This is a genomic window from Saccharopolyspora hirsuta, assembly GCF_008630535.1.
Lineage (GTDB): Bacteria > Actinomycetota > Actinomycetes > Mycobacteriales > Pseudonocardiaceae > Saccharopolyspora > Saccharopolyspora hirsuta.
The window spans coordinates 91,973-110,015 of sequence record NZ_VWPH01000016.1 but is presented as its reverse complement, the minus strand read 5'-3'; the positions used below and the strand labels follow the sequence as shown (position 1 = coordinate 110,015).

General features: G+C 70.9%; 17 protein-coding genes. 10 read left to right on the top strand and 7 right to left on the bottom strand.

Going from position 1 to position 18,043, the window contains the following annotated elements:
- Nucleotides 1–3 precede the first annotated feature (3 nt).
- On the bottom strand, nt 4–915 hold the full coding sequence (locus F1721_RS29440; RefSeq protein WP_150070080.1) for a LysR family transcriptional regulator: 912 nt from the start codon (nt 913–915) through the stop codon (nt 4–6).
- 133 nt (nt 916–1,048) lie between these two features.
- On the opposite strand from F1721_RS29440, the gene F1721_RS29435 reads away from it, so the two are divergent.
- Together F1721_RS29435 and F1721_RS29430 are read left to right on the top strand one after the other, a co-directional pair.
- The gene (locus F1721_RS29435) at nt 1,049–2,380 is read left to right on the top strand and encodes an MFS transporter (RefSeq protein WP_150070079.1); all 1,332 of its coding nucleotides are present in this window, start codon (nt 1,049–1,051) and stop codon (nt 2,378–2,380) included.
- Nucleotides 2,381–2,386: 6 nt separating this feature from the next.
- Complete coding sequence (locus tag F1721_RS29430) at nt 2,387–4,039, top strand: amidohydrolase (RefSeq protein ID WP_150070078.1); 1,653 nt, start codon at nt 2,387–2,389, stop codon at nt 4,037–4,039.
- Between the two features lie 56 nt (nt 4,040–4,095).
- Here F1721_RS29430 and F1721_RS29425 read toward each other — a convergent pair whose 3' ends face one another.
- A complete protein-coding gene (locus tag F1721_RS29425) occupies nt 4,096–5,385 on the bottom strand; it encodes a M20/M25/M40 family metallo-hydrolase (RefSeq protein WP_150070077.1) in 1,290 nt (429 codons plus the stop codon).
- On the bottom strand, nt 5,382–6,722 hold the full coding sequence (locus F1721_RS29420; protein WP_150070076.1) for a cytosine permease: 1,341 nt from the start codon (nt 6,720–6,722) through the stop codon (nt 5,382–5,384). Before F1721_RS29420 ends, F1721_RS29425 begins: the two co-directional genes overlap by 4 nt.
- Nucleotides 6,723–6,965: 243 nt before the next feature.
- Between F1721_RS29420 and F1721_RS29415 the strand changes: the two genes are divergently transcribed.
- Genes F1721_RS29415 through F1721_RS29405 form a run of 3 tightly spaced genes read left to right on the top strand, consistent with a single transcriptional unit; the run spans nt 6,966 to nt 9,850 of the window.
- Nucleotides 6,966–7,505: a GNAT family N-acetyltransferase gene (locus F1721_RS29415; RefSeq protein WP_150070075.1), complete on the top strand. Its 540-nt coding sequence runs from the start codon at nt 6,966–6,968 to the stop codon at nt 7,503–7,505.
- A gap of 56 nt (nt 7,506–7,561) precedes the next feature.
- Nucleotides 7,562–8,152, top strand: a complete 591-nt coding sequence (locus F1721_RS29410) for a TetR/AcrR family transcriptional regulator (RefSeq protein WP_150070074.1) — start codon at nt 7,562–7,564, stop codon at nt 8,150–8,152.
- Nucleotides 8,153–8,188: 36 nt separating this feature from the next.
- Nucleotides 8,189–9,850 (top strand): ABC-F family ATP-binding cassette domain-containing protein, encoded by a 1,662-nt coding sequence (locus F1721_RS29405; protein WP_150070073.1) that lies wholly within the window; start codon nt 8,189–8,191, stop codon nt 9,848–9,850.
- Nucleotides 9,851–10,324: 474 nt separating this feature from the next.
- Here F1721_RS29405 and F1721_RS29400 read toward each other — a convergent pair whose 3' ends face one another.
- Nucleotides 10,325–10,564: a hypothetical protein gene (locus F1721_RS29400; protein ID WP_150070072.1), complete on the bottom strand. Its 240-nt coding sequence runs from the start codon at nt 10,562–10,564 to the stop codon at nt 10,325–10,327.
- Between the two features lie 432 nt (nt 10,565–10,996).
- Here F1721_RS29400 and F1721_RS29395 point away from each other — a divergent pair, with 432 nt between their 5' ends.
- The 3 genes from F1721_RS29395 to F1721_RS29385 are packed head-to-tail and all read left to right on the top strand — an operon-like array spanning nt 10,997 to nt 12,248.
- Nucleotides 10,997–11,875 carry a helix-turn-helix domain-containing protein gene (locus F1721_RS29395; protein WP_246155392.1) on the top strand — a complete coding sequence of 293 codons (879 nt, stop codon included), beginning with the start codon at nt 10,997–10,999 and terminating at the stop codon, nt 11,873–11,875.
- On the top strand, nt 11,872–12,048 hold the full coding sequence (locus F1721_RS29390) for a DUF397 domain-containing protein (protein ID WP_150070070.1): 177 nt from the start codon (nt 11,872–11,874) through the stop codon (nt 12,046–12,048). Before F1721_RS29395 ends, F1721_RS29390 begins: the two co-directional genes overlap by 4 nt.
- A gap of 26 nt (nt 12,049–12,074) precedes the next feature.
- Nucleotides 12,075–12,248 (top strand): DUF397 domain-containing protein, encoded by a 174-nt coding sequence (locus tag F1721_RS29385; RefSeq protein ID WP_150070069.1) that lies wholly within the window; start codon nt 12,075–12,077, stop codon nt 12,246–12,248.
- 66 nt (nt 12,249–12,314) lie between these two features.
- Here F1721_RS29385 and F1721_RS29380 read toward each other — a convergent pair whose 3' ends face one another.
- On the bottom strand, nt 12,315–13,334 hold the full coding sequence (locus tag F1721_RS29380) for a Glu/Leu/Phe/Val dehydrogenase dimerization domain-containing protein (protein WP_246155382.1): 1,020 nt from the start codon (nt 13,332–13,334) through the stop codon (nt 12,315–12,317).
- Between the two features lie 113 nt (nt 13,335–13,447).
- Here F1721_RS29380 and F1721_RS29375 point away from each other — a divergent pair, with 113 nt between their 5' ends.
- Both F1721_RS29375 and F1721_RS29370 read left to right on the top strand, forming a co-directional pair.
- Nucleotides 13,448–13,915 (top strand): Lrp/AsnC family transcriptional regulator, encoded by a 468-nt coding sequence (locus tag F1721_RS29375; RefSeq protein WP_150070067.1) that lies wholly within the window; start codon nt 13,448–13,450, stop codon nt 13,913–13,915.
- A gap of 204 nt (nt 13,916–14,119) precedes the next feature.
- Entirely contained in the window at nt 14,120–14,917 is a 798-nt protein-coding gene (locus F1721_RS29370; RefSeq protein WP_150070066.1) for an SGNH/GDSL hydrolase family protein, read from the top strand.
- A gap of 84 nt (nt 14,918–15,001) precedes the next feature.
- Here F1721_RS29370 and F1721_RS29365 read toward each other — a convergent pair whose 3' ends face one another.
- Entirely contained in the window at nt 15,002–15,715 is a 714-nt protein-coding gene (locus F1721_RS29365) for a Mut7-C RNAse domain-containing protein (RefSeq protein ID WP_150070065.1), read from the bottom strand.
- Between the two features lie 78 nt (nt 15,716–15,793).
- Nucleotides 15,794–17,971, bottom strand: coding sequence for an RNA polymerase recycling motor ATPase HelR (gene helR / locus F1721_RS29360; protein ID WP_211840683.1), 2,178 nt, complete (start codon nt 17,969–17,971; stop codon nt 15,794–15,796).
- Nucleotides 17,972–18,043: the final 72 nt, after the last annotated feature.

Below are 18,043 nucleotides of genomic sequence, written 5' to 3'. Positions count from 1 at the left end.
ATCTCACCGGAGGTCGCCCGCTTCCGCGCGCAGCGCCGGTAATCGCCGAGCGTGCTGGCGGCAGTGCGTCCGCAGTGCCTCGACCAGGACCTGGATGGTGGAGCGGGCGTAGTGGGTGGGGTCCCACCCCGCGTACAGCGGAACGGTCAGCGGGCCGTCGGGTGCCGCCACGATCAGCTCGTGGAGGCCGAAGCGCGCATCGTCGGTGACCAGGCAGACCCCGCGTCCGGCGGCGGCCAGCGCCTGGGCGAAGGCCGAGGAGCCGGTTTCGGCGAGTTCGGCGGTGGTGAGGCCCGCGCGGCTGATGGCGTCGTCGACGACCAGCCGCGCCGCGTTGGCGCGGGTCATGACGATCAGCGGTGCGGTGACCAGCTCGGCGAGCGCGATCGTGCGGCGATCGGCCCAGGGGTGCTCGGCGGGCAGCTGGGCGATGACCGGGGTGCGGCCGAGGAACGCCGACTCCAGCGGCGGCGGGGCCGGGTTGGTGGAGATGCCGAGGTCGGCGTCGCTGGCCAGCAGCGTGTCGAAGACCTTGCTGGGCTGCTCCTGGATGGCGTCGCGGAACGGGGCGGTGCCGCCGCTGGCCATCAGCGGGGCCAGCAGGTAGGCGACCGTCGAGGGCGGGGCGACCACGGTGAGCGCGGCCTCCTCGCCCCGGCCGACGGCGCCCATCGTCTCGGCGGCCTGCTCGGCGCGGCGCACCAGGTCCCGCGCGATGGGCAGGAAGCGGCGACCGGCGGCGTTCAGCGCCAGCGATCCCGCGCGGCGGGTGAACAGCGCGACGCCGAGGTCCTTCTCCAGGGCTTTCAGCTGCCGCGAGATGGAGGGCTGGGCGACGTGCACCTGGCGGGCCGCCGCGGTGACCGACTCGGCCTCGGCCACGGCGAGGAAGTAGCGCAGCACCCGCAGCTCCACGGCGGACCTCCCTAGCACGGGCGATGCCTCCGAGGCATCGCGAACCCAGGAATCAAGTATTAGACGGCATCGGAGCCGGAACACACACTGTGCCTGTCCGATCGGGCCCGGCCCGCAAGCCCCCGGAGGCTCCATGACCGTCCCCAGCTCCGCCCGAACCGGGTTCCGCAGCGCACCGCGCCGAGCCCGCCGCGCGGGTGTCGCGTCCTTCGTCGGCACCACCATCGAGTGGTACGACTTCTACATCTACGGAACGGCGTCCGCGCTGGTCTTCGGGAAGCTGTTCTTCCCCGACGCCTCGCCCGCCGCCGGGGTCCTCGCCTCCTTCGCGACGTTCTGGGTGGGCTTCCTCGCCCGGCCGCTCGGCGGCATCGTGTTCGGCCACTTCGGCGACCGCCTGGGCCGCAAGGGCACGCTGATCACCACGCTGCTGATGATGGGCGTGGCCACCTTCCTCATCGGGGTGCTGCCCACCCACGCGCAGATCGGCGTCGCCGCGCCGTTCCTGCTGGCGCTGCTGCGCGCGGTGCAGGGCATCGCCGTCGGCGGGGAGTGGGGCGGCGCGGTGCTGATGGCCGCGGAGAGCGCCCCGAAGGGGCGGGCGTCGTTCTTCGCGATGCTGGTGCAGCAGGGTTCCCCGGCCGGGGCGATCCTGGCCACGCTGGTCTTCCTCGCCGCGGGCTCCCTGGACGACGCCGCGTTCGCCGCGTGGGGCTGGCGGGTGCCGTTCCTGCTGTCCGGGCTGCTCGTCGTGGTCGGCCTGGTGATCCGCATGAAGGTCGAGGAGTCCGGCGAGTTCGAGGAGGTCAAGGACAGCGGTGACGTGGTGCGGCTGCCGATCGCGGAGGTGCTGCGCACCGCCTGGCGCAGCGTGCTGCTGGGCATCGGGGCCTCGATCATGGGCATCTCGGCCGCGTACTTCACCAACACGTTCGTGCTGTCCTGGACCACCAACGAGCTGGGCATGGACCGGCAGACGATGCTCTACGTCCTGCTCGGGATCTCCGCGGTGCAGTTCGCCTGGCAGCCGATCGCGGCGCTGATCTCCGAGCGGGTCGGCGAGACCCGGTTCATGGTGTGCTCGCTGCTGGTCCAGGTCGCCGTCGCCGTGCCGATGTTCCTGCTGATCAGCACCACGCGGCCGATCCTGGTCTTCCTCGGCGTCGCGCTGGCCACCATCTCGGGGTCCGGGTACTACGCGGTGCTGGCCGGGTTCCTCGCCCGCGCGTTCAGCTCCCGCGTCCGCTACACCGGGATCTCGCTGTCCTACCAGCTGTGCTCGACGCTCATCGGCGGGACGACGCCGCTGGTGGCCCAGTTCCTGCTGACCGCCAGCGGTTCGATCTGGCCGGTGGTCGGGTTCTACGCGGTCCTGCTGCTGATCACCACCGGGTGCGTCGCGGCGCTCGCCGCGGTCACCGCCCGCCGGGAGCACGCGCCCCGGGTCCTTTCGAAGAGGAGTTGACGAACCTTGCGCCTCGACGCGATCTTCCACAATGGACGATTCCGCACCCTCGACCGGGAACGCCCCGCGGCGAGCCGGATCGGGGTGCTCAACGGGCGCATCGCCGGTCTGGACGAGGAGCTGGACGGGTGCGGCGCGGACATCGTCGTCGACCTCGGCGGCGCGCCCGCGGTGCCCGGCTTCAACGACGCGCACCACCACTTGAGCCTGGCGGGCAAGGCACTTCGCGAGCTCGACGTCTCCCACGCGGCCGCACCGAGCCTCGACGCGCTGTACGAGGCGGTGGCGCAGCGGGCCGCCTCGCTCCCGGCCGATGCCTGGGTGGTCGGCTCGGGCTACGACCAGAACAAGATCGGCGGCCACCCGACGGCCGAAGCGCTGGACCGGGTAGCCGGTGGGCGACCGGTCTGGCTGGTGCACACCTCGCACCACATGGCCGTGGCCAACACCGAGGCCTTCGCGCGTGCCGGTTTCACCGACCTCGCCGACCTGCCCGACGTGCCCGGCGGGTGCGTCGTGCGCGATGCGGGCGGCCGGGCGGAGGGGCTGCTGCAGGAGACCGCGATGCAGCTGGTCGAGCGCGTGCTGCGCCCCGAGCCCGCGGCGGAGTGGATCGCCAACATCGAAGCGGCGTCGCGGGCGGCGCTGTCGGTCGGGCTGACCAGCGTGACCGAACCGGGCATCGGCGTCGTCGACGGCATCGGCAACGGCCCCGCCGACCTGGACGCGTTCATGCAGGCGCGGGAGCGCGGGCTGCTGGGCGTCCGGATGACGCTGATGCCCTACATCACCGCGCTGCGCGAGGTGGGCGCGCTCGAACCGGGAAACACCTGGTACGGCCTGGACCTCGGCCTGCGCACCGGTTTCGGCGACGAGCGGCTGCGCATCGGCCCGACGAAGATCCTCTCGGACGGGTCGCTGATCGGCCGGTCCGCCGCGATGTGCTGCGACTACCACGACACCCCCGGCAACAGCGGCCTGCTCCAGTTCGAGCGCGAGCAGATCCGCCGCTTCATCCTCGAAGCGCACCGGTGCGGCTGGCAGGTCGCCACGCACGCCATCGGCGACGCGGCCCTGGACGTCGTGCTGGACTCCTACGAGGAGGCGCAGCGCCTGCACCCGCGCACCGACGTGCGCCACCGCATCGAGCACGCGGCGGTGACCAGCGAGCAGCAGGTCGCCCGGATCGCCGCGCTGGGCCTGATCCCGGTGCCGCAGGGCCGGTTCCTGTCGGAGATCGGCGACGGCCTGCTGACGGCCCTCGGCCCGGAGCGCAGCCAGCTGGCGTACCGGATGCGGTCGTTCCTCGACGCCGGTGTGGTGCTGCCGGGCTCCACCGACGCCCCGGTGGTCGCCCAGGACCCGCTGCTGAGCATCCACGACATGGTCAACCGGCGCACCGCCTCGGGCGCACCGATCGGCCTGCACGAAGCAGTGACCCCGGAGGAAGCGCTCCGGGCCTACACGATCGGCTCGGCCCACGCGGTGCACGAGGAGCACGTCAAGGGAACTCTCGCGCGAGGCATGCTCGCCGACTTCACGGTCCTCAGCGACGACCTGCTCAGCGTCGCCCCGGACCGCATCGGTGAGCTGACGGTGGGCGCGACGATCGTCGGAGGGCACATCGCGCACGACACCGGTGCGCTGGAGGTCACCTGACACAGCTCGTGAGCGGCGATGGTCGCAACGGCGACCACCGCCGCTCACGAGACCGATCAGCAGGTTTCGAGCAGGCGCCGCATCACGCGGGTCGAGAAGCGCAGCGACTCCAGCGGGATCCGCTCGTCCACGCCGTGGAACATCCGCGCGTACGGCAGGTCCGGCGGCACGCGGAGGGCCTTGAACCCGAACCCGTTGATGCCGATGGTCGCGAACGCCTTGTTGTCCGTGCCGCCCGCGTTGCAGTACGGGGTCGGGTGGCCGTCCGGGTCCTCGGCGCGGATCGCCGCGCACATCGCGTCCACCAGGGTGCCCGCGAACTCGGTCTGCATCGCCACGTCGTGGTGGATGAACTCGCGGCGCACCGACGGCAGCAGCAGGGAGTCGACGGTGTCCAGCAGCTCCTGCTCGTGGCCGGGCAGGAAGCGGCCGTCCACCGCGGCGGTGGCCCGGCCGGGGATGACGTTGGTCTGGTAGCCGCCCTCGATCATGGTCGGGTTCGCCGAGTTCCGCAGGATCACGTCCACCAGCTCGGCCACCGGGCCCATCTTCGCCAGGCTGGCGTCCACATCGGACGGGTCGAACTCGACGCCGAGCAGCTCGGCGGCCCGCTCCAGCAGCCCGCGCACCGGTTCGATCAGCCGCACCGGGAAGCGGTGCCGACCGATGCGGGCCAGCGACTCGGCCAGGTCGGTGACGGCGTTCTCGTCGTTGGGGGAGGAGCCGTGACCGGCCCGGCCGGTGGCGATCAGCCGCAGCCACGCCTGGCCGCGCTGGGCGTTCTCGATCGGGTAGAGCCGCTGGCCGTTGCCGAGGTCGAAGGAGACCCCGCCGCCCTCGGTGATCGCCTCGGTGACGCCGTCGAACAGGTCGCGGCGGTTCTGCACGAGCCAGTGCGAGCCGAACCTGCCGCCCGCCTCCTCGTCGGCCAGGAAGCCGAACACGATATCGCGCGGCGGATTCCGGCCGGTGCGGCCGAATTCGCGGGCCACCGCGAGGATCACCGCGTCGAAGTCCTTCATGTCGATCGCGCCCCGGCCCCACAGGCAGCCGTCGCGGATCTCCCCGCCGAACGGGTCGAAGGTCCACTCGGAGGCGTCGGCGGGCACCACGTCGAGGTGGCCGTGCATCAGCAGCGCGCCGCGCGACGGGTCGGCCCCCTCGACCCGGGCGATCACGCTGGCCCGGCCGGGCGCGCTCTCGACCAGCGTGGACTCGATCCCCACCTCGGCCAGCTTCGCCGCGACGTACTCGGCCGCCGCGCGCTCGTCGCTGGTCGGGTTGGAGGTGTCGATGCGGATCAGGTCGCGGCACAGCTCGACGACCTCGTCCTCGGCAGCGGTCATGACTTCGGTCCTTCCAGCGTCGAGGTCCCGACCGGGCGCACCAGCCCGGCCCAGGACAGCGCGGTGTAGAGCACGAATCCGGTGAGCAGAGAGTTCAGCGCCGGGATACCCGCGTCCACGAAGTAGCCGACGGCGAAGCCCGCGGCCCACACCACCAGCGTGGCCGGGACCCAGGTGGCGACCGTGCCGGGCAGCGTCCCGGTCGGGCGGGTGCGGTCGAGGTCGCCGCGCATCCGGCGGGCCACCCAGTACTCGGCGACGATGATGCCGCCGATCGGCGGGATCGCCACGCCCAGCACCTTCAGGAAGTCGGTGAAGTGCTCCAGGAACCCCACCGCCGAGAGCACGGTCCCGGCGAGGCCGATCACCAGCGTGACCGAGGCGCGGTGCAGGCGCTTGCCGAACACGGTGTCGACGAAGTTCACCACGCCCAGCGAGGACGCGTACAGGTTCCAGTCGTTGATCTTGGCGGTCGACAGCACCACGATGATCAGCCCGACCGCGCCGGAGGTGGACAGCACGATGGACGTCACGTCCTTGCTGCCGACCAGCTGCCCGAGCAGCACGCCGGTCATGCCGACGATGTACTCGCTGAGGATCATCGAGCACGAGCTCTGCAGCAGGACGTGCCAGCCCTTGCGGTTGTAGCGGGTCATGTCCGGGGCGACGACCGCGCCCGACATGAACCCACCGGCCACGATGGTCGCCGCCGCCGGGATGGACAGCGCGGCGGCGGTCGGCTCGCGGGAGATCAGCTCGCCGATCGAGTGCTGCGACAGCGTGCTGATCACGCTCCAGGCCACCAGCGCGAAGAACAGCGGGACCGCGATCCTGGCCAGCCACATCATGTACCGGAAGCCGTAGATCACCAGCGCGGTCAGCACCAGGCCGGAGATCGCGCACCACAGCCACGCCGGGCCGCCGACCAGCGACACCATGCTCTGGCCGAAGATGCCGTTCTGCACCCCGAACCAGCCCACCATGCTGATCGCGATGACCAGGCTGACCAGCGCCGACCCGTTGCGGCCGAACCCGGCGAAGCGGGTGAGCATGGTCATCGCCAGGCCCTCGCGCTGACCGGCCAGCCCGACCAGGAAGATCACCACCTCCAGCAGCACCGCACCGAGGGTGAACGCCCAGAAGGCGTCCCGAAAACCCATCGCGATGCCCAGGGAAGCGCCCAGCACGAACTGGGACAGGGAGCCGGACTGCCCGAGCCACTGCAGCAGCATGGACCAGAACCCGTAGCGCGCTTCCCGCGGGACGCGGCGCAGCGAGTAGTCGTCGTTGCCGATCTGCTTGCTCGGCGCGGCCTCGGCGGAGTGCTCGACGGCCATGAAATCTCCTCGGCGGGAGGCGCACGTCGCGAACGCGGGCAGGGCAAGCCGCCCGCGCAGGCGGCCGGATCGTTGGGGAGGCGTTCGCCGGAGTCGCTTGTGGCGGGATCTCCGGCGATCGCCGTGGCAGACACCCTGCGCCACCACCGGCCCGCCGGGCAAGGAAATCCCGCTATCCGCAAAACCGGAGGTGCCGCGGCCAGCGCGGGAATTCGGTCGCGGGCCAGGTCGGGCGCTGCCACGATGTCCGGTGTGATCGAAACGTCCGCTGTGCACACCGCCGACCTGGACCCCGGCGCGACCAAGGCGGTCCGGGCGCTGCTCGTCGAGGTCTTCGAGGGGATGCTCGAGCAGGACCTCGACCACTGCATGGGCGGGATCCACGCGCTGGCCCGGGAGGGCGATGACCTGATCGGGCACGCGTCGGTGGTCCAGCGGCAGCTGCTGCACGGCGGTCGGGTCCTCCGGGCGGGATACGTCGAAGCGGTCGCGGTCCGCGCGGACCACCGGCGCCGGGGGATCGGCGGCCTGCTGATGGCGGAGGTCGAGCGCGTCATCCGCGGCGCCTACGACCTCGGCGCGCTGAGCGCGGGCGAGGAGGGCGCCCTGCTCTACGCGAGCCGCGGCTGGCAGCGCTGGCAGGGCCCGACCTCCGCGCTCACCACAGCGGGTGTCGAGCGCACCCCGGACGACGACGGCGGGATCTTCGTCCTGCCGGTGGAGGTGCCGCTGGACCTCACCGGGGAGATCACCTGCGACCTCCGCAGCGGCGACGCCTGGTAGCCGGGCGCTCGAAAAAGGGTTCGCCGTCGCTATCACAGCCGTGATAGCTTCCCGGCATGAGCTCGTCAGCTGCCATTTCGCCGCGGGAGCGGATCGTGGACGCCGTGTTCCGGCTCGTCGCCCGGGGCGGGGTGGCCGAGGCTTCGCTGCGCAAGGTCGCCGACGAGTCCGGGATCAACATCGGATCGGTGCGGCACTACTTCGGCAACCACGAGGGGCTCATGGTCGCCGCTGCCGAGGAGGTCGGCTCGCGCATGGAGCGGCGGCTCAACGCCGCGCTGCCAGCGGCCGACGCCGAGCTGGACGCGGCCGGGCGGCGCGAGCTGGTGGAGGCGGCGTGCCGCGCGGTGCTGCCGCTCGACAGCAGCGGCCGGACGGAGCTGATCGTCCTGGTCGAGCTGATCACCGCGGCCCGGCTGCACCCGGAGTTCCGGTCGCTGTCCATGCGGATGGGGGCGGACCTGCGGGCGGTGTTCCGGGAGGTGCTGGCGGTCGCGCGGGTGCCGGACGCCGAGCTGGAGGCGGAGCGGCTGACCGCGCTGGTCGGCGGGCTGACCTTCGACCTAGTCTACCCGCACGGGCCGCACGACGTGACGGTGACTTCCGAGGTGCTGCGCCGCCACATCACCGCACTGGTCCCGGACTGAACCGACGAACTTCCGCGCTTGGGGGTGTCAACTGCCGTGGGGCACGTTGAACTGCAGAAGGTGCACTACGTCCTCCCGGACGGGCGGGTGCTGCTCGACGACGTCTCGTTCCGGGTGGGCGACGGCGCGAAGGCCGCGCTGGTGGGCCCGAACGGCGCGGGCAAGACGACGCTGCTGCGCCTGGTGTCCGGTGACCTCGCGCCGACGGAGGGCAGCATCGTCCGCTCCGGTGGGCTCGGCGTGATGCGCCAGTTCATCGGCCACGCCCGCGACGATTCGACGGTGCGCGACCTGCTGGTCTCGCTGGCCGCGCCGAGACTCCGCGCCGCGGCGGAGAAGCTGGAGCAGACCGAGAACCGGCTCATCGAGCAGGACGACGACGCCACCCAGCTGGCCTACGCCGAGGCGATCGCGGAGTACACCGATGCCGGTGGCTACGACGCGGAGGTGCTCTGGGACGTCTGCTGCACCGCCGCGATCGGGCTGCCCTACGACCGGGCCCGCTTCCGCGAGCTGCGCAAGCTCTCCGGCGGCCAGCAGAAGCGGCTCGCGCTGGAGGCGCTGCTGCGCGGCCCGGACCAGGTGCTGCTGCTCGACGAGCCGGACAACTACCTCGACGTGCCGGGCAAGCAGTGGCTGGAGGAGCAGATCCGCGAGACGTCGAAGAGCGTGCTGTTCGTGACCCACGACCGCGAGCTGCTGCACCGCACCGCGAACCGGATCGTGACGGTCGAGCTGGGCGGCGCGGGCAACCGGACCTGGGTCCACGGCGGCGGTTTCGCCACCTACGACCAGGCCCGCGAGGACCGGATGTCCAGATTGGACGAACTGCGGCGCCGCTGGGACGAGGACCGCGCGAAGCTGGTCCGGCTGGTCCAGATGCTCAAGCAGAAGGCGTCGTACAACGACACCATGTCCGCCCGCTACCAGGCGGCCCGGACCCGCTTGCGCAAGTTCGACGAGGCCGGACCGCCGGAGGCGGTGCCGCGCAAGCAGCGCGTGCAGGTGAAGCTGGCGGGCGGGCGCACCGGCAAGCGCGCGGTGGTCTGCGAGGACTTGGCGCTGGACGGGCTGACCAAGTCGTTCACCAGCGAGTTCCGCTACGGCGAGCGCATCGCGGTCCTGGGCGCCAACGGCACCGGCAAGTCGCACTTCCTGCGGCTGCTGGCCCGAGGCGGCAGCGACGACGCCCCGGTTCCGGACCAGGAAGCGCTGACCCCGGTGGCGCACACCGGCCTCGCGCGCCTGGGCGCGCGCGTGGTGCCGGGCATGTTCGCGCAGACCCACGAGCACCCGGAGTTCGCCGGGCGCACGCTGCTGGAACTGCTGATGGGCGGGGGAGAACGCCGCTCGGGCATGACGCGCGAGGAGGCCAGCCGCCTGCTCGCCCGCTACGACATCGTGCAGGCGGCGCAGCGCCCGTTCGACACGCTCTCCGGCGGTCAGCAGGCCAGGTTCCAGATCCTGCTGCTGGAGCTGGAGGGCGCGAACCTCCTGCTGCTCGACGAGCCCACGGACAACCTCGACCTGGTCTCGGCGGACGCGCTCCAGGCCGGGCTGGAGGAGTTCGACGGAACGGTGGTCGCGGTGACCCACGACCGCTGGTTCGCCCGCTCCTTCGACCGCTACCTGGTCTTCCACGCCGACGGCCACGTCTGCGAGTCGGCGGAGCCGGTGTGGCAGGAGGAGGCCCGGTAGGCGCATGGGGTAGAACGCCGGGCGCGTGCGCCGATTCCCCCGGAGAAACTTGGATTTGTGCAGCTCAGAGGCCGCATTTCCATTGACGCGCGGGTCGAGCGGGTGTCTACTGGAGGTGCGGTTGAACGATTGAGAGCTCGGTCAGCCGGGGGGCTGTTGAAATGGCCCCGAACGGGATGCATCGTCCAACGCGAGGACGTTCGCAGTCCTGAGACCCGCCAGTCCTTGGGAGCAGGGCGGAGCTCAGAAGTACGAAAGACGCTCGTTGAACTCGAGCGGACATCCCGGATTGAGGGCCTCCGCGACGCGGAGGCCCTCAATCCACGTCTGGCCCCGAAAACGCCGAAGTTCTGAGAGAACCCGTCGGCACGCAGACGTCGAGGACGGGCCCGGTAGCCGGGCCGGGTCGGGGGCAGTGCCCGGCTACCGGGAGGACCGGCGCGGTGTCGGGGAGGGCGCGACGCGCCGATCCGGTCAGGGAGTTCTCGGCGATTCCTCGGATTCAGCCGGAGGAGGGCGGTCGGGCCGCTCGCGCAGCCGATGGCGACCGGTGTACTCGGTGGCCCGCTCGGCCTCGACATCGCCGATGAGCCGCCACACGTCGTAGGCCCCCTCCCCGGCGTTCCCGTGCTGCCGGTGGGAGGACGGTAGGAGCAGCATCGCGAAGATGATGACGTTGATCGCGACGAGCGTGCCGAGCTGGAGCCAGAACACGAAAACCTCCATCCGTCCGAAGTGGATCCTCAACGACGAGCGCGCTTGACGCACTCCTGGCGGGTCAGGTGCGCAGGCCCGCGCCGAGCACTACGAGCAGGCGCAGCGGTCCGCGAAGCGGCGATCCGCGAGCAGACCCAACACCGAGGCCGAGTGGTGGTCGGATGCCCAACAGCGGCCCACATGACGACGGCCCCACAAGCCCCGCTGCCGCCAGGCCGATCGACGAAGTGCGTCTCCAACGACCGCAACCCCGGCGAAGGCAACCACCTGGGCCAAACCCCAACACCGAACATGCGCACCTCCAAGGATTCGGACTACCGTGGTTTGTGACGGACGGCGACCGGTCACAAACCACTCGAGTCAATTTGTTCCTGGTCACGGGCTGAGACCACAAGCCCGTCTCCTTCAACCTTTTGGGTGGTGTCCAACATGACTCAAGATGGCCGTAAGCTGTGGAACGTGGGTGACACCGCTGGTACGCCGCGTACTCGCGCTCTCGCAGCCGCATTGCGGAGCGCGCTCGATGATTCTGGGCTGACTGCGCGGCAGGTCGGTCGTCTGCTCGACAAGTCCCACAGCACGATCTCGCAGTGGCAAACCGGCAAGCGGGTGCCGACCACCGACGACGTGTCCGCGTTCCTGGCGGTGCTCGGTGTGACCGGCAAGCGACGGCGGCAGGTCCTTGACCTGGCGCGCAACGCACGCGATTCAAACTGGCTTGCCGGTGGCGTTTCGGAGCAGCTCGCGGGGATCATCGAATGCGAGCGGACCGCGATCGAGATCGTCGACTGGTGTCCGCTCGTCATTTCCGGTCTTCTGCAAACCGAGGCGTACGCGCGGGCGATCATCGGAGACAACGACGCGCTAGCGCCGCAAGAGATCGACAAGCGCGTGGCGCTCAGGCTTGACCGGCGGAACCAGCTCGATCAACGCGACGGTCAACCGGTAGATCACACGGTCTTCATCGGTGAGCCCGCGCTCCGTCAGTGCATCGGGGGTAAGGACGTGCTCGTCGAGCAGCTCCACCGCTTGGTCGAGCTGAACGGGAAGAGGGGGACGACGATCCAGGTCGTGCCCACTGGCGGCGGATGGCACCCCGGGTTGATGGGGCCGTTCGTGATCTACGGGTTCAAGGAGTCACCTGCGATCGTCGCCATCGAGAACCACAAATCGTCGGTTTTCCTGTACGAGGACGACGACGTGGTCGCCTACCGACGTGCGTCGGCATCGATTCGCCGCAATGCGATCAGCCCGGAGGAGTCATCTGGGTTCATCCTCGATGTGATCGGACAGTTGGAGGAGAAATGAACACCCCTGTTCAGTGGCGCAAGAGCAGCTACAGCGGCCAGGAGACCCACTGCGTGGAGTTATCCGACCCGCGCGGTCTGATCCGGGATTCGAAAGACCCGGGCGGTCCGGTGCTGGCCGTCGACGTCGCGACCTTCCTGCGCGCGATCAAGTCCGGCCGCTTCGAGAGCTGAACCAGCTGTCTGCCTTCGGAGGAGACATGTCCGAGCGTCGCTGGCAGAAATCCAGCCACTCCAACTTGAATGGCAACTGCGTGGAGCTGTCGAGCTCCTGTGGCCTGATCCGGGACTCGAAGGACCCCGGTGGGCCGCGTCTCGCTGTTGACGTCGCCGGTTTCCTGCGTGCTGTCAAGGCCGGGCGGTTCGAGCGGTGAGGCGTGGGGTCGTGAGTGCGAATCGGGGTTGGAGCACTGGTTCGCACTCACGACCCACGACGGCCTTCAGGCGACGCGGGAGCGAGCAGCCGCGAGGCGGTGTTCGGCGATCTGCTGGGCGGTTCGGAACGGCGTGGCACCGGTCGTGCTCGCCAGGTCGAGGATGTGGGTCACGGTTTCGGCGATGGTCTGCACTCGCTTGTCGGCGGCTTCGTGGCTGTAGCCCTCCGCTTCGCGGCTGAGCACGTAGACGACTCCGCCCGCGCTGGCCACGTAGTCGGGGATCCAGACGATTCCCCGCTCCGCCAGCGCATCTGCGACCGAATCTTCGGTGAGCTGGTTGTTCGCCGGGCCGACGACCAGGGGAGCGGTGAGCCGGGGGACGGTTGACTCGCTGAGCACGCCGCCGATGGCCGCCGGGACCAGGATGTCGGCCGGTGCGGAGAGGGCCTGGTCGGGTTCGACCCATTCGTAGCCGCGAGCCAGCGCGACGTCTTTGCGGGACTGGTCCACGTCCGACACCACGACGTGCGCACCTTCGGCGGCCAAGCCTGCCGCGATACCGCTGCCGACCGATCCGAATCCGCTGATGACCACCGTGCGGCCGGTGCAGGAGGCGGAGCCGAAGACGTGTTGGGCACCGGCGCGCAGGGCGGCCAGGACTCCGGTGGCGGTGGGGCCGCCGGAACTGCCGACGCCGCCGAGCTCCTCGGGCGCGCAGTACGCGTGCGGCGAGAAGCGCCGCAGCACCGCCATGTCCTCCGGTCCGGTGCCGATGTCGGGGCCCGCCCGGTACGCACCCTGGAGGGAGGCGATCAGCTCGCCCAGGTCCGCGAGCGCGGCTTCGCGCAGGTCCGCGGTGAGTTCGGTGTCCCGGTCGAGGGCGATCACGCTCTTGCCACCGCCGAAGTCCAGTCCGGCGACCGCCGCCTTGTACGTCATGGCCTCCGACAGGCGCAGCGCGTCGGCCAGCCCGTCCTGCCAGGTGTCGTAGCGGCGCAGGCGGCACCCGCCTGCTGCCGGTCCCAGTTCCCGGGAGTGGACGGCGACGATCAGGGGCAGTCCGGAGCGGCTGCCGCGTCGCACGACGACCTCTTCGTGTGCAAATGCTCGGCGCATGGCTCTGAAGCTAGAGTGATGCGCGGACCATTCGGCTCCGCGCCGAACGAAATTCAGCGACCGAGGCCCTGGGGGTAGTCGTGGATGAACTTGATTCGGCGATCGTGCGGCATCTGCAGGCGGATGGTCGGCAGTCCAACCGGGCGCTCGCCGAGAAGCTCGGCATCGCGCCGTCCACCTGCCTCGAACGCACCCGGCTGCTGCACAAGCGCGGCATCATCCGCGGGTACCGGGCCGAGGTGTCGCTGCGCGCGCTCAACCGCTCGGTCCAGGCGATGGTGTTCACCCAGGTCCGGCCGCTGCGCCGGGACGTCGTCGCCGCCTTCGAGCAGTCGGTGACCCAGCTGCCCGAGGTCGTCTCCGTCTACACGATGGCGGGCAGCGACGACTTCCTCGTCCACGTCACGGCGCAGGACATCGACCACCTGCACGCGTTCCTGCTGGACCAGTTCACCAACCGCCGCGAGATCGTCAGCTTCCGGACCTCGATCATCTACCAACATCTCACCAACCCGGTTCTCGACGCCCTGCCCGCGCGGGAGGACTAGTCGTCCCGTCCGAACCGGGTTCTGGTGAACAGCAGGAACATTCACGGGTTCGGGTTCTGGGAACGAGTGCACCCGATCGGCGGCTGGCGTCCGGCCGCGTCCCGTGCCGCCAGTCCCGTTACTGGCGGGTATTCGCCAATTCTGCCTGTTTCCGGGCGGTTTCTCCTTGAATGGTGACGTTTTCGATCTCCGATCGGAGGAAGAATGCGTCACTTACGGCACGTCGTCGGTGCCGCGGCGGTGGTGGCGACGGCGAGCACCATGCTGGCCGCACCGGCGTTCGCGACATCCGCCGCCGAGAACTACGCAGCGCTGGGCGACTCCTACGCCTCCGGAGTCGGCTCCCGGGACTACTTCGAGGACAGCGGGGACTGCCTGCGCAGCCCCAAGGCCTACGCGCAGCTGTGGGCAGATTCCCACGACGTCGCGAACTTCAACTTCGCCGCCTGCTCGGGCGCGGTGACCGACGACGTCAACGCCAACCAGCTCGGCGGGCTCAGCGCCGACACCACGCTGGTCACCATCTCCATCGGCGGCAACGACGTCGGCTTCTCCAGCGTCATCCAGGACTGCCTGCTGGGCACGGACGAGAAGTGCGATTCCGCGGTCAGCGCCGGTGAGGACAAGGCCCGCAACGAGCTGCCCGCCAAGCTCGACACCACCTACGCCAACATCCGCGAGGCCGCCCCCAACGCCAAGGTCGTGGTGCTCGGCTACCCGCGGCTGACCGAGCTCGGCGACTGCGGCATCCCGTTCTTCTCCGACGCCAAGCGGCAGCGGATCAACGACGGGTCCGACGTGCTGGCCGGGGTGATCTCCGAGCGCGCGGAGGCGGCCGGGTTCACCTACGCCGACGCCCGCGACGCGTTCGCCGGGCACGGCGTCTGCTCCGGCGAGGAGTGGATCAACGGCCCGAGCAACCCGCTGGTGGAGTCCTTCCACCCGAACGTCGACGGCTACGCCAAGGGCTACCTCCCGGTGCTGGAGTCCATCACCGGCTGACGGTCCCGGAACAGCGGGGTGGCGATTTCGCGCGAAATCGCCACCCCGCTCGCGTGAGAGCCGCCAGTTCCGCGCGAAATCGCCTCAACCGCCGGGGTGGGCCTCCAGCGCGGAGCGGACGATCGCGTTGATCCGCCTGGAGTGCGCGCCGCGCCAGTACACCCGGTCGCAGTCGCGGCACCGGGCGTACTCGTCGTAGTGGCGCCGGGTCCCCGGCTCGATCTCCTCCTGAACGTCCTCTTTGGACACCGGGGCCAGCGGTCCGTTGCACGCGGTGCAGCGCGTCCACGGGGCGAGCGGCGGTGCGAACCGCTCGATGACGTCCACCAGCTGCTGGGCCGGGTCGGACCCCCGCACGTAGGCACCTGCCCACAGGGCCCGCCGCTGCAGCAGCCCGCGGTCCTGGGTGAGCAGCACGCGGTGCTCGCGCTCGGCCTCGGCGATCAGCTCGTCGTCGTCGGCGTCGTTGCGGTACGCCGCGTCCACGCCCACCAGCCGCAGGCGGCGGGCCAGCTTGCCCAGGTGCACGTCGAGCAGGAACCGCGGTGGGGCCTGCTGCGGCCGCTCGACCGGTCGGATCTCGACGATCTCCCCGGCGCGGGGCCGGTACGACCGGTCGTGCGGCACGCCGTCGACCAGCAGCGCCCCGACCTCGGTCAGCGGCACGCCCAGCGACTCGGCGATGTGCCCGAGCGTCGACGTCCCGTCGAAGGGCACCTCGGCAACGCCGCCCCGGTTGCGCGGAGCGGCGAAGAACCGCAGCTCCGGGGCGATGCGCACGTGCAGCGTCGGCGCCATGCCCACATGGTCGACCGGCAGTCCGGTTCGTGCGAATCCGGCCGGTCGGCCCCGGACCAGGGCCGACCGCGCGACCGGCTACACGCGCTCGACCTCGGCGAGCCCGGTCAGGGCCTGCGGCAGCGGCGCCCGGTGCAGGACGCCGAGGCGCTGCGTGGCGCGGGTCAGGGCGACGTAGAGCTCCGCCGCGCCGCGCGGGCCGTCGGCGAGGATGCGCTCCGGTTCCACCACCAGGACCGCGTCGTACTCCAGCCCCTTGGTCTCCGACGCGGGCACCGCGCCCGGCACGTCCGGGGGACCGATCACCGCGCTGGTGCCCTCGCGGTCGGCTTCCTCGCGCTCGAACTCCTCGATCGCGGCGGTCAGCTCGTCCTCGGTGACCAGCCGGGACCACGGCCGGACCCCGCACGCGCGGACCGATTCCGGCGGTTCGACCTCGGGCGCGAACTCGGCGAGCACCGCACCTGCGACGGTCATGATCTCGGCCGGGGTGCGGTAGTTCACGGTCAGCGACCGGTACACCCAGCGGCCCGGCACGTACGGCTCCAGCATCGCGCCCCAGGACCTCGCCCCGGCCGCCGAGCGGCGCTGGGCGAGGTCGCCGACCACCGTGAACGACCGGTTCGGGCAGCGCCGCATCAGCACCCGCCAGTCCATTTCGGACAGCTCCTGGGCCTCGTCGACCACGACGTGCCGGTAGGTCCAGTCCCGGTCCGCGGCGGCGCGCTCGGCGAGGTCGCGGGTGTCGCGCTCGACGAAGCGGTCCGCCAGCTCCTCGGCGTCGACCAGGTCCTGGGCGAGCAGGTGGTCCTCGTCGTCCATCAGGTCGTGCCGCTCCACCTGCAGGATCTCCATGACGCCCTCGGCGTACTCGGCCTCCCGCCGCCGCTCCCGCTCGGCGTCCTGGTCGGCCGCCTTGTCGCGGCCCAGCATGTCGACCAGCTCGTCGAGCAGCGGCACGTCCGACACCGTCCAGGCATCTCCCTCGGCGCGGAACAGCGCTTGATCGGCACCTGCCGCGCGCAGCCGCTCGGGGGAGCTGTACAGCGGCGCCAGCAGCGTTTCGGGCGTCAGCACGGGCCAGAGCTCGTCGAGCGCGGCGGTGAACGCCTCGTTCTCCGCCAGCTCCCCGATCAGGTCCTCCCGCAGCTGCTCCCAGGCCTCCTTGTCGTCCCGGGTCAGCCAGCCCCGGCCGATCCGGGAGATCGCCCGCTCGGTGAGCACGTAGGTCACGATCTCGGTGAACACCGCGCGGGCCTCGTTGTGCGGCAGGCCGCTGTCGCGCGCCTCCTCCCGCGCCCACTCCGCGGTCTCGGCGTCGATGCGCACCGTGACGTCCTGCAGCTCGATCGGCAGCGGGTGCTCCGGCAGCCGCTGCCGGTCGGCGATCGCCGCCGCCAGCACGTCCAGGATCTTCAGCGATCCCTTGATCCGCGCGGCCTCCGGCGGGTCCTCCGCGGTGACGTGCAGGCCGGGCACCAGGTCGCCGGTGGTCATGAACACCACGTCGGACTCGCCCAGCGACGGCAGGACGCGGCCGATGTGGTTCAGGAACGCCGGGTTCGGGCCGACCACGAGCACGCCGTGGCGCTCCATGCGCTCCCGCTGGGTGTAGAGCAGGTAGGCCACGCGGTGCAGGGCCACCACGGTCTTGCCGGTGCCCGGGCCGCCCTCGATGACCAGCACGCCGGGGTGGTCGAGCCGGATGATCTCGTCCTGCTCGGCCTGGATGGTGGCCACGATGTCGCGCATCCCCTCGCCGCGCGGTGCGTTGACCGCCGCGAGCAGGGCCGCGTCGCCCTGCGCGTCGCCACCGGGGCGGCCGAGCACCTCGTCGGTGAAGTCGGTGATCTCGCGGCCGCGGGTGTGGAACTGCCTGCGCCGCCGCATGTTCTCCGGGTTCGCGCCGGTGGCGGTGTAGAACGGGCGGGCGGCCGGGGCCCGCCAGTCGAGCAGCAGCGGCTCGTAGTCGTCGTCCTCGTCGAAGATGCCGATCCGGCCGATGTAGGAGCGCTCGCCCGAGACGCCGTCCAACCGGCCGAAGCACAGCCCGTTGTCCGCCACCTCCAGCCGCTTCGCCTCCCGTGCCAGCGCGCGCACCTCGACATCCCGCTCCACGGCGGTTCCGCCGTGGTCCCGCAGCGCCGTCCGGTACTCGCCCCTCACCCGCGCGCGTTCGGCGTCGAGCCGCGCGTACAGCTCGGCGACGTACTCCCGCTCGGACCGCAGTTCGCCCTCGTACCCCTGATTTGACACTTGCCCCTCACAGCGGCTATCCTGACACCAGGTTCGGCGGAGTCCCCATTGGATGGTGGTGGACACGCCGAA